Annotated in this window: 12 protein-coding genes and 1 pseudogene; 8 read left to right on the top strand and 5 right to left on the bottom strand. The window is 50.3% G+C overall.

Annotation, left to right across the window (positions count from 1 at the left end; translation table 11 throughout):
* Positions 1–54: 54 nt before the first annotated feature.
* Complete coding sequence (locus LZ634_RS18990; RefSeq protein ID WP_032716639.1) at positions 55–405, top strand: DUF305 domain-containing protein; 351 nt, start codon at positions 55–57, stop codon at positions 403–405.
* A gap of 407 nt (positions 406–812) precedes the next feature.
* Here the strand turns inward: LZ634_RS18990 and LZ634_RS18985 are convergent, their stop codons facing one another.
* Entirely contained in the window at positions 813–1,721 is a 909-nt protein-coding gene (locus tag LZ634_RS18985) for an HNH endonuclease (RefSeq protein WP_234508008.1), read from the bottom strand.
* 621 nt (positions 1,722–2,342) lie between these two features.
* On the opposite strand from LZ634_RS18985, the gene LZ634_RS18980 reads away from it, so the two are divergent.
* Positions 2,343–3,158 carry a hypothetical protein gene (locus tag LZ634_RS18980; RefSeq protein ID WP_234508006.1) on the top strand — a complete coding sequence of 272 codons (816 nt, stop codon included), beginning with the start codon at positions 2,343–2,345 and terminating at the stop codon, positions 3,156–3,158.
* A gap of 117 nt (positions 3,159–3,275) precedes the next feature.
* Entirely contained in the window at positions 3,276–3,575 is a 300-nt protein-coding gene (locus LZ634_RS18975; RefSeq protein ID WP_234508004.1) for a hypothetical protein, read from the top strand.
* 60 nt (positions 3,576–3,635) lie between these two features.
* Here LZ634_RS18975 and LZ634_RS18970 read toward each other — a convergent pair whose 3' ends face one another.
* Positions 3,636–5,900 (bottom strand): P-loop NTPase fold protein, encoded by a 2,265-nt coding sequence (locus tag LZ634_RS18970; protein ID WP_234508002.1) that lies wholly within the window; start codon positions 5,898–5,900, stop codon positions 3,636–3,638.
* A 2-nt stretch (positions 5,901–5,902) separates the two neighbouring features.
* Positions 5,903–6,997 carry a transcriptional regulator gene (locus LZ634_RS18965; protein ID WP_234508000.1) on the bottom strand — a complete coding sequence of 365 codons (1,095 nt, stop codon included), beginning with the start codon at positions 6,995–6,997 and terminating at the stop codon, positions 5,903–5,905.
* Positions 6,998–7,153: 156 nt separating this feature from the next.
* Here LZ634_RS18965 and LZ634_RS22695 point away from each other — a divergent pair.
* The 4 genes and pseudogenes from LZ634_RS22695 to LZ634_RS18950 all read left to right on the top strand — a co-directional run.
* A pseudogene (locus tag LZ634_RS22695) lies at positions 7,154–7,399 on the top strand (hypothetical protein); the annotation flags it as partial.
* 143 nt (positions 7,400–7,542) lie between these two features.
* Positions 7,543–7,893, top strand: a complete 351-nt coding sequence (locus tag LZ634_RS18960) for a hypothetical protein (RefSeq protein ID WP_000493378.1) — start codon at positions 7,543–7,545, stop codon at positions 7,891–7,893.
* A gap of 50 nt (positions 7,894–7,943) precedes the next feature.
* Positions 7,944–8,687, top strand: a complete 744-nt coding sequence (locus tag LZ634_RS18955) for a hypothetical protein (protein ID WP_000129823.1) — start codon at positions 7,944–7,946, stop codon at positions 8,685–8,687.
* The gene (locus LZ634_RS18950; RefSeq protein WP_000015958.1) at positions 8,684–9,460 is read left to right on the top strand and encodes a site-specific integrase; all 777 of its coding nucleotides are present in this window, start codon (positions 8,684–8,686) and stop codon (positions 9,458–9,460) included. Before LZ634_RS18955 ends, LZ634_RS18950 begins: the two co-directional genes overlap by 4 nt.
* Before the next feature lie 57 nt (positions 9,461–9,517).
* On the opposite strand, the gene LZ634_RS18945 is transcribed toward LZ634_RS18950, so the two are convergent.
* Both LZ634_RS18945 and LZ634_RS18940 read right to left on the bottom strand, forming a co-directional pair.
* Entirely contained in the window at positions 9,518–9,775 is a 258-nt protein-coding gene (locus LZ634_RS18945) for a hypothetical protein (protein ID WP_000764642.1), read from the bottom strand.
* A gap of 128 nt (positions 9,776–9,903) precedes the next feature.
* The gene (locus tag LZ634_RS18940; RefSeq protein WP_032409716.1) at positions 9,904–10,008 is read right to left on the bottom strand and encodes a hypothetical protein; all 105 of its coding nucleotides are present in this window, start codon (positions 10,006–10,008) and stop codon (positions 9,904–9,906) included.
* 534 nt (positions 10,009–10,542) lie between these two features.
* Here LZ634_RS18940 and LZ634_RS18935 point away from each other — a divergent pair.
* Positions 10,543–11,409 carry a replication initiation protein gene (locus tag LZ634_RS18935; RefSeq protein ID WP_234507998.1) on the top strand — a complete coding sequence of 289 codons (867 nt, stop codon included), beginning with the start codon at positions 10,543–10,545 and terminating at the stop codon, positions 11,407–11,409.
* Positions 11,410–11,549: the final 140 nt, after the last annotated feature.

Below are 11,549 nucleotides of genomic sequence, written 5' to 3'. Positions count from 1 at the left end.
CGTTTTCTGAAGCGACCCCAACTTATCCGGTAACCATCTGAAAGGGTTTATTATATGAAAATCACAAATTCGCTTTTTGTTATACTGATGTTATCCCTGCCAGCGATTTCCGCAGAACATTCAGAAATGAAAATGTCAGATATATCCTCATCGGCATCGTCACAGGAATATATGTCCGGCATGAAAGGTATGCATGACAAAATGATGGCCGCTGTAAAAGATTCCGATCCCGACAAGGCTTTTGCGAAAGGCATGGTAGCACACCATGAAGGGGCAATAGCAATGGCTGAGACCGAGCTAAAATACGGAAAAGATCCGGAAATGAGAAAGCTCGCGCAGGACATCATTAAAGCTCAAAAAGGTGAAATTGAGCAGATGAATAAATGGCTTGGTAATCAAAAATAATGATTGCGGAAATAATATATTGCGCGTACAGTCAGAGTGTTCCCGGGCACGGGAACCTGTTAATCGTTAATTAATCAAAACCCGATTCATTTCGGGTTTTTCCTTTAAAAACCCCCAACGCATGCACTGCACCGAGTGAAATTCACCTGAGCCAATTCTGCTTGCTTATTATTTCGATGGGAATTGCTGATTTTAATTAAGTCTATGTTTTAAAGGCGTTTCTCATGCCTGGGTTTGGCAGGGGTTCGTCCTGTTCTCTGGTCATGCGCAATGGCAATTCGCAGTCAGGGCTCAAGACTACTTTTACCTCTTTTTTAACAGAAAGTTTCTGGACCCGATACTTGCCGGAAACATCATCTGCTGTTCATCCCGACCAATAAAACGAAGGTATCACTCTCGTTTGAATCTCACTTACTTTCCATTTTGTAATAAAGAATCAAGTTTTCCAGTGATATATCAATACCAACTTTTTTTAATAACCTTTTTCGCGCAGTGTATATTTCTTTCAGCATATCTTCATAACCCTGACCAAGGTGAATTTGTTTATGGCAATTGCAACACAGAGATATGATATTTTCTTCAACATCAAGAGATGTGTCAAAAGCATCTTGCCTGGACATAGGTACAATGTGATGAGGTTCTGTGTAATTTAAGGATGAATTTCGCCTTCTGAATGTTGGGTGGTCACTATCGACTTCACATCTGTAACCTGCTTTATTCAGCGCATTTTGGGATACGCCTTTACTCCTGGGATACGAGAGGCCATTTTTTACTTCTATTGCATTTTTCTTTGGTTTGGCTTCCCCTGTATATTCAAACGTCTGAACGTTGTCAAAGATATTACTTTTCTCTATGGCATTGATCAACTCATCGTCAGAGTAATACTCACTGCTGGCCATTTCTGTTGTACCAAAAAAATCCAGTTCGTTAATTGCCTGAACAAGTTCCTCACGAATTGTCCATAAGTTTCTTTTGGGTTTTCCGCCGATTTCTTTACTCTTCATTACGGTAATGAATTTTGTACCGGATGCGATATTTCCGACACCTTTAACCTCGAATCTACCAAGTTCTTTTTGAACTCTGCCACCCAGTCCGTTTATGACTCCATTAGCACTCATGCTGTGCAGGTCGTACTTCTTACCAATATCGAAGCATGTGCAGGAATGATTTGGCTCAATAAACCATTTTTTTAACGCTGCAATACTTTTTGTGTCAAAAACTTTATCATTTGTTAATAAAATTTTCCATTCTTCCACACTGATATCAATGTCACAGACATACTCTCCATCAATCACTTCGCATATTTTTTTAATCACATTCATTCCCCTGTTATACAGATAGTCATAATGAAAATATAAAGCTTGCTAACCGGTATGGTTGCGTAAGGACCGTAGTCTCTCAGAGACCGTGCTTTCTTTTTTTTCAGGCCTGGACACTAAAGGGTCTGTTGCACCCCGAAAAAATTTGTTGCGGGGATTGCTCATTGAGATGAGCCTCTGCTCGATCATACCAGATCAGCAGGCTGCCCCCAATGCTATGGCTTCTTAGTTTGGCCATTATCCGGCCTTCCTCACGACCAATAAAATAGAGACATTACCCGTGACGCTGCCACCGTCTCAGCCCGGAACGATCAGTGAGCGCTTCTGATGACCTTCGGTTTTTTTAACGAAGCGGGTGGGATACGGTTTGTTGCTGAAATCTTAATAATAACCAACAACTGATGCTAATTTCGCACTTTTAACATATATGAATATAAATGTTATGAATAATTGCATTTACAGGAAATATCATGCGTTTTGTCATCCGGGATCCGAAAACCTTCAAAGTCGGAAATAATAGGTACCACGGAAATTACGAATAACTTTTCTTCGGGTACCGACACGTTCAGCCCGTCGGTTAATAATGAAACCTGACTTGTTCTTATTGTGAGTACGATTATGACTGATGACAAAAGTGAAGTCGCTGTACAGGCACTTCAGATATTGAAAGAAAAACTCCATGCCTGGCGTGATGTACCGGACGCAGCCTGGCGTTCAACCTGGCCTGTGTTTGAGAGACTGATAGCCCGTCACGATGAAATGAAACCTGTCTACGTCGAACTGCAGGCAAAGCATATCACTGGATTCCAACTCTGGATCTTTATGGAACAGTGCATTTTTGCCGGGGCCTTTGCCACGACGGAACAACATTCAGCCTTACGTGCAGACTATACTGAGCTTCAGTCTCTGAATGAGGACATATCACGCACGGCCTTGCAGCTGGAAGCGATGCTTCGCCGAAGAAGCGACATACTTAACCGAAGCGGAAGTTTCACCCTGGACAGGTTGCTGCGTCTGACAGATTTCCTGGATGAAGCAGGCCGCGAAAACGGTCTTTACCGGAGTTACATTCAGCCGCGACTGGACGAGCTGAATGGATATGATCTGAAATACTGGCCAGATATTGCCGATCTGCTTCAGGTGCTGGGAGGGGAAAGTACCGATGTCCTTATCCTTGACGAAGCGACCGGGACGATAGTGTCAGCGCGACGAGCATCATTAACTGACTTTTTCACGGATTTTTTTAATCGTCTGCATAACATTTCTGATGGCTCATGGTACGGGCTCAGGAAAGGGTTCAGATTATCTGATAACTCGATCGCCACTCTGAGTAATATCCTCTGTGATCGACTCCCCGATGAGATGATGGATGAAGGATATGTCAAACGCGTCCGACAAAGGTTAAGAGGACAGGGCGTAACGGCAGTATGGTAAGGTCCGCGCTACCTGATGGTTATAATTTATCGGGCATGAGTCCGGAATTTCTGTGCAGTAATCAGGTCGTGATCGTATATCTGGAGGGCGGGCAGTCCGCATTATGGAGATAAAACGATGAACACTTTAAACGAATTGGGGCGTGTCGCAGCAGAAACTGAGGCTGCGCTCAAACGCTGGCTCAGGACAGACAGTATCCTGCACAGATGGCTTTACGAAGGCTGGTATTGCAGACTGGGGGAGATAGCCTTTGACAGTTCTCGCCTTGAGGTGAAATCCCTGTCAGCGCTGTGGGATATGCACATGCTGGTTGTTGACGGTCCGGTCGCCACGATTTTCCGGTATATATATCGTCACTATCGGTCCGATCACATCATGCAACGCGCAGCACCTGTTCTTTTACCAGGCAGCCTATGATTTAATCTTAGCGGATAGAATTTTGCGCCACAGAGCAGGTAATAGGCCCCAAAAGGGGCCTTAGCGTTCGGACGATGAAACTCGTATCCCCGCGATAGCTTGCTCGACCTGAGCAACCAGTTCTGCATAATGGCCTGTCTTTTTGATATGCCTGATACGATCTTTAATCTGCTCTTCCTCCCCCAGAATATCGGTCATGCTGGCCAGTTTCAGGGTACGGTAACCCCTCTTTACTGATTTGGTGCGATGATCCCGCAATTGTAAAAGCAACTTCAGAAAAGCCTCATCCTCCCGGGTCTGTACAGTCACCCATTCCCGAACGACGTTTTCTCCGCTAATGTCACACCATGTCCGGATATACGTGTCCAGCAGGGGGAAATCCGGCAGTTTATTGGTGATGAAGGTACTATTCAGTCTGTTGCCAAGCGAGTCACGAAGTATCTCTAATGTGTCAGGATCCATCCACTCTTCCAGCTCATCTTTCGAATAGTCCCCGGCCATCCCGTGCTGCCACAGCAGGTGACGCATATATTCTGCTATCCAGTACCAGGCCCGGCCGTTCCAGGTCTGTTCTGTCAGGAAGGCTTGGGTATCGTTATCGTTCGCATTAGTATCCCGTAACAACCGGCTGATGAGTCGGTCAGCTACGCTGTAGGTGTCCAGGTCATACAGTTCAAACCTCGGATCCTCCGCCTGGTAACGTCTCAGCATTTCATCACCGTAGTCCAGGAAGAACTGCAGTAAACCGCGGCATTCGGCGGGAGTCCGGGAGACAATATGTGGCAGGGTCAGCTGTGTCAGTATGTGCTCAAACCAGGTTCGGGAGGATAAGTTTCTGCCCTGAATATACCCGAGCAGTAGTTCGGCCAGTTCCTGCTGCTTTCCCGGATGACCTGCCACTTCGAAGATTTGGTCGAAAACCGCTGGTTGCAGCACGTTTTGCGGGGCAGAGAAGGCGAAATAGTAGCGCCAGTACGGCAGGCTACCCAGCCGTCTTTCGGCGGTGAGTAAGGATTTTTCCTTTTCAAATTCAGTGATGAAAAGGTGAATGGAAGGGTCCATCAGCCCGGTAGAGATCCCTGGGACCCACTGACTCAGTGCATCGACGGTATGTGCTTCCCCAGGAAAATACCGGGATAAGTGAGTCTGAAGGCTCTCGGTCAGCGCTTTCTGCTCTTCTTCACTGATACTGCCCTCGCCGGACTCCACCACTGACCGTTCAGACAGATAGGCTTCCACCCAGTCATACAGACCGGTATTTGTAGTGCGGAGCAGTTGCAGGAAGCACAAATCCGGGAAATAGACGTAGTCCCGCAGGCCCGCATAACGGAATGCCAGCGCATTAATGGCGATCCGAACCTCCCGGGGAGTTTTCAATGTAGCACCATAAACGTCGGCAACGCTCGTCAGAGCGGCTCGCATATTTTGATCTGGTGCTCGCCCGTTCACCGTTTCGTATAACCGGATAGCCTCCTCCCAAAATTGCTGGCGCAGCACAAAGGTTTCCGGACGCGGCAACCCGAAGGAGATCTGTACAATTTTCTGTAAATACAGGTCGCCATCAGCAATCCCCAGCCCCTGGCTGATGGCCTGTGACAGCACCGCTTTGTCATAACAGAGCAGGTAGCGAAAACGGGGAAAATCGGCGACCGATTTCACCAGCCTGACCACCTCCACCGCCTGCGCCGGCTCAAGGCGGTCGAGATCGTCCAGCAGGACGATGAAACTCAGATCCAGCTCTGCGATTTTCTCTGCAATGTCGGCGCGCATTTGGGCCGTGGTTTTTTCTTTACCTTTCAGCCAGTCCGGATCTGACATCGCTTTCAGTGCGCCGCTGGCGTCGGGGATGCCAGGAACCACGCCGGCAAGCTGCGCGAGCGGCGCCAGTCTCCGGGCAGTCGCCCGGGTGTAATCGATGAGCGTGCGGGTCGTATGGAGCAGCGCTTCTTTCTCTTCTAGATCCGCCCGTTCGACGTCTGTAAGCCGTTTTTTTTCTTCCTGGGCTATGATGCTGGCGACCGGCAGCAGTAGGGAGGCCACCAGAGGGGTATCGCTGCCGTCAAGCCAGGGGGAGATGCTCAGTACATAAGTCCGGTCCTCTTTCTGTTCATCCAGTGCCGTGCGCAGCAGGTTCAGGAGGCTGGTTTTCCCTGTCCCCCAGGCCCCTTCGATACCGATCACGGCACTGCCCTCCCGACCGATACCCTGAATAGCGCGGGCTAACTCGGTGGCGATGTAGGTAAATCCGTAGCGGTCTTCCTCCGGTGTGCTCACGGCCCGGTCGGGGTGTTTTCCGGACGGCTGCGGTTCTGTTGAATGAGCCATGGTTACAGATCTCCGTACAGGCCGCGCAGGCCGTTCAGTGCATCAGCCAGGGTGCCTTCACTGCAGCGAGCGACCAGTTCACGAACCAGCGTTTCGAAGTCCTCCGGCGGCAGGAAGATCCGCAGCCCGTCGAGCCCAAAAAAGCCGTCCTTTGAGGCATTACCCGGCGGTGAGAACATCACGTGCTCACCGTGATGGCCGTGGGCGAGTGCCTCCGGATGGCGGGCATACAGGGTGAACAGGCCCAGCAGCTCCGAGAAATGAGTCCAGCCGAACGGCACGACAAAATCCTGGCCGGTGATCAGCAGGTGCAGGCGCGGAACCTCATACCAGCCGCCGGGCCTTGACGCTATCGCCTGTCCGTCCACCTGAATATCGAACCGCAGCGTGCCCGCCTCTATCGTCTCCCGGACCGCCGGGATCACGGGGCGGGTAGCCTCCGCCAGCCGGCGCGCATCCTCCTCGCTCCAGGGTTCGCCCCGCAGCGCCAGCGGGAACAGCGCCTGCAGGCGTGGCAGGGTGAAGATCTGCGCCAGAGCCTCATCCGGGAAGGTGCGCAGATCGAAGCACTGTGACGCCAGCGGGCGCAGCAGCCGTTCGGCGTAACCCTGGTCGATGATCGGCCGCTGGCGCAGCGTCGCAAGAAAGTCCGCGTATTCGGCGGCCGGTGCCGTCCCCTGCAGGTGAAAAATGCCCTGCAGGTACGGCAGATCGACAGGCATATCATGCTCCGCCTGCCAGGCCAGCAGTTCCCCGGTGATGTCCAGCAGTATCAGCAGGGCCGGTCGGGTCACCAGCCGGTTGCGGCCGTAGACACAGCCTTCCTGGGTCAGTCCGAGCAGCAGCCGCAGTTCGTCACGGGTGACCGGCGCCAGACCGAAGGTCTGGCCGAGCATAATTTTGCGGTACATCTGGCGGATGGCCTCATCGCGATCGGCGAGCAACGCCAGATAGCTGTCCTCCGGGGCGGCCGTTTTCAGCGCGCTGTCAAGAAAGCGCTCCGCCAGGGCATTCACCGAGGTGTTTTCATGGCCGGCACGAATTTTCAGTGCCTCGATGAGTTTTTTGTGAAAGCGCAGGGTCAGCTGGCTCAGCATGGTCGCTCCTGTCATAGATGGTATTTAAGGTGAGGAAAACCGTATGAATGAATGTGTATCATCTGAGTTAATCATCAATATTTCATTCAGTCAATTTAATGACATGATGTCATGCATCATCATGTTATACCGCGCGTTTCTTCTTTTTTGCACTGAGATCCGAAAACCCTGAGTTCCGGATCTGATTCAGCCCCGCCGGCGCGCAGCGGCCCGGAAACACAAGATGTAGCGGTGTTTCCAGCTGTCAGTGACCATATATGTTGTGCCCCTCCCCTGCCCCGTGACCGGCCGCTCACCACCCTGAAAGGGCGCTGTGGTTATTCCGTGTGCGTGGTACACTTCCGGAAACTGTGGAATAACATAAAAGTCGGATCCGGCCAGAGCGGCCGTCAGGTAATTTAATTACGTTGTTATATGGCTGCTTATTATTTTAGTATGTGAAAATCACTCTCGTGAAAGTCACTGTCGCGACAGAGTGGCACTCATCTGACGATGATTGAGGTGTGGTAAAATTGCACGGCTAACTATTCAACTGAGGAAAGGACATGTTTACTGCATTCAATGAGAGAAATGATTTCAGTTATGCTTTTGAAAAAATCCGTAATGCGATTTCCGCGCCAGGAGAAAATAATCTTTATGCTGCAACAGAATTAGGTCTTGGCATTCTGCTCCGTAAATACGAGCAGTTTCGCCAGGAACTGGATGCGGCCGGTGAGCTGGGAAACTGGGAATATGATCTCGATACCTACAATCACTGTATTGCGGTGCTGCAACGTTACTTCACCGGCAATCCATCCGGACTGACAGAACGTGATGCCCGGATTTACAGCCATTACCTGCAGACTGAGCACAAAAGGTTTGTGAAACTGGCTGAAGAGCTGGCTGCCGGCCGCTGACTACGGACAGAGGGCGGGATTTCTCAGGAATATAAAGGGGTAAATGATCAATGACTGATATACAGGCCGCAACTGAGAGTATAGTTGCTGCGACATCCCATCCGGTTTCCGTACAGCTGATTAATCAAGGGGCGGGGATCTGGGGAAACGTGGCAACCGGGCTTATCACTGGCCTGCTTACTGGGGGTATAACACTCACTGGCATCTGGCTGACACATTATTTCACGCTTAAGCGTGAGAGACAGGCGTCAGAAGATAAAATGAAAAAGGAACTGCATTACATTGCCACCGAGTTGGTATTCATGCTTGAACGGTATGCTGAGGGTTGTTTCCGGGTTGTGACGGATGACGGCCAGGATGATGATGCCCCCCAGCCTGAGAGAAAAGCTGTCACGAATTACCCTGAACTGAATCTGATCGATGTCTCCGGTGACTGGCGGACTTTAGAGCCACGTCTTATGTATCGCATCCGTGAACTGCCGGTGCTCCAGGATGAGGCCCACAGGGCAATTGCATATGCCGCCGAATACTCCGACCCTCCTTGGCATAAGGACTATTTCAGGGAACGGCAGTATCAGTTCACGCGCTTGGGCATCAACGCTGTCATTCTTGCCGTCCGTCTGCGCAAGGCAACCGGGATGCCCGAAACACGTCTTACAGGTCATGATGAATGGTCTGCAGTTTCCGTGTTTCGTAAAGTCTGGAGGCGCGAAAGAGCCCTGCGCGCTGCTGAAGCTACCCGCAACAGGGAGTGGAATCAATTAGTGATACCTGATGGAATGTCAAACCAATGAGCGGCCTCTTATCATATTCTCACCCGCAGCAGCCGGCGCAAATGCCGGTGGCCATTGACTATCCCGCCGCGCTGGCCCTGCGCCAGATGGCGCTCGTTCAAGATGAACTACCGAAATACCTGCTGGCACCGGAAGTCAGCGCCCTGCTCCATTATGTGCCCGATTTGCACCGCAAGATGCTGCTGGCAACCCTCTGGAACACCGGCGCACGTATCAACGAGGCGCTGGCGCTGACCCGGGGGGATTTTTCGCTGGTGCCACCGTATCCGTTCGTGCAGCTGGCCACGCTTAAGCAGCGCACCGAAAAAGCGGCCAGGACAGCCGGCCGAGCTCCCGCCGGTAGCCAGGCTCATCGTCTGGTTCCGCTTTCCGATCACCACTACGTCAGCCAGCTGCAGATGATGGTGGCCACCCTGAAAATTCCGCTGGAAAGACGCAACAAGCGTACCGGCAGAACAGAGAAAGCCCGCATCTGGGACATCACCGACCGGACAGTACGGACCTGGATTGGCGAAGCGGTTGAAGCGGCCGCCGTCGACGGGGTGACATTCTCGGTGCCGGTCACCCCGCATACGTTCCGCCACTCCTACGCGATGCATATGCTGTATGCCGGCATACCACTGAAGGTTTTGCAGAGCCTGATGGGCCACAAATCGATTAGCTCGACGGAAGTCTATACGAAGGTGTTCGCACTTGATGTTGCTGCGCGGCATCGAGTTCAGTTTCAGATGCCCGAAGCGGATGCGGTAGCCATGCTGAAAGGGAATATTTAAGTACTTAGGAGAATGATGCTGGCGAACGTCCTGCTCGCCGGGGAGGTCTGTCAGACGTTATCTGGACCAGCTGACGGGAATATCTGCTCTGTATTCCTCATACTGCTCATAGATCGCATGCTGAAGCATCGTAATACGTTCTGACAACCTGTTGGCGTCCGACATATGCCGCCATTCCCCCTCAATAGTGGTTTTCTGTCCATCCGGGAGATTGAGCGTGATCAATACCTTTGTATCACGAATAATCACCCCGTCAGTGAAAGAATTAAGACCACTCCTTACGGTATTATCTATCTGTATAGTTTCAAGTTTCATCTTGTTACCTCCTGTTGACCGGATCCCAAGCATAGATATCTGAATTCAAATTGCCTAGTGAAATGTCTGGATATGCCGCATTTTTCCCCTTATACAGCGAAGCTGGCCAAAGGCCAGCCCGCTTGGATTTATCGCTTTTGCCAGTAGATCAGCATGGCAAGGAACAGGATTGTTGCCCCCTGAGAAGCGGTCAGGAAAGTTTCCAGCAATGACATTATCGTAAAACTCCGCATTATTAATTTCAGGTGTGTGATTCAGGGGCCTTAGTCCCCCTTTTACAGGACGTAGTGTTCTGTCACGACGGAAGCCAGGGTTAATAAAAACGATTCGAATATGTCTGCAGGGACGATAGAAATCTTCGTGCGGGTTGTCTCGCTGTAGCCGGCTCTGGAGAGCGACTCGGGGGAGGAGTAGTATCTTCCGGCCACGGATATGATCGAGCCAGCAGTGCTCGCCGCAGTCGAGCGACAGGGCGAAGCCCCGAGTGAGCGAGGAAGCACCAGGGAACAAAACTTATAAATTCTGCTTACGCTCAATGCCTGAAAAATCACCTCTCCTCGGGGTTATCCACTTATCCACGGGCATATTTTTATAAAGTACTTTTTTATTCTTTTTCTTTATTTTACATCTTTTAGGGAGCCTGAAAGCCGCGTACAGTGCGGCCTGAGAGGGGGCCTGTATGGGCAACTGGTAAACATAATATGGGAAATTAATCACGTATCAGTGGGTTTTGTGTCAACAAGCTATGGGATACGCATCAACAAGCTATGGGAAAGAGGTCAAGTTCAGTTCTCAATTATCCACTTGTGGATAAAGTGCAGATTTTTCCGGTGGATAAGTATCGCGATAGCTTGCAATTTCTGTTTTCACTGTCATTATGGGTGGGTAAAAATTTACCCATAGGCGTTGAAATGGATACTCAAGCACTCTTGCCAGCTACTAAAACGTTTAAAAAACGCGCCAGTATAAAGCAATCTAACGAATTGACCGAAGCTGCATATTACCTGCCTCTTCAGGCAAAACGTGTGCTGTGGTTATGCCTCATGCAGGCCTATTTTAATGACAGCCAGGAAGATGACTCTGACGTATTGCCGCTCTTCAAAATCAGCGTTTCCGATTACGTCAAATACTTCAATGTCGCTACGTCTGTCGCCAGTCGTGATGTGAAGGCTGGGGTAAATGCTCTGGGCGAATCAACGGTTACCTTTTATCCAAAAGAAGGTGAGTTTGAAGAAGTTAAACGTCCGTGGCTGGCTGAAGCAGGAATGAAGCGAGGCCGGGGTTCCTGGCAGATTGAATTTAACTACAAGGTCATGCCATTCCTGGTCGGCTTAACCTCCCAGTTCACTACCTATTCTCTCTATGACTGTGGCCAGCTTAATAGTGTTCGTGTCATCCGGCTTTATGAAAGCCTGTGTCAGTTCCGGAGCACTGGTGTCTGGATCACCACACATGACTGGTTATGTGAAAGGTTTATGCTCCCTGCCTCGCAGAAAAACAATATTGCTGAAATGAAGCGTACCTTCCTGGAACCTGCTCTGAAGAAAATTAATGAGAAGACGCCATTAAAGGTAACATATACCACTGAAGAAGATGGTCGCTTGCTGTTTAATTTTCTTGATAAAAAACAATAGTCTGTAATTTTTATTTCCTCCCCCCTTAGTTTGTTGCTGACATATGGGGGGATACTGAACTTGCTGTGTTTCCCATAGTGCTTGCCTAACTTGACCTGTTTCCCGCAATCGCGGCTGTCTGCGTAGTTGACCTGTTTCCC

The sequence above is a fragment of the Kluyvera intermedia genome (assembly GCF_021440345.1).
GTDB classification, from domain to species: domain Bacteria; phylum Pseudomonadota; class Gammaproteobacteria; order Enterobacterales; family Enterobacteriaceae; genus Kluyvera; species Kluyvera intermedia_A.
Note: the sequence above shows the minus strand (reverse complement) of the source record. Positions and strands in the feature narration are given on the sequence as shown.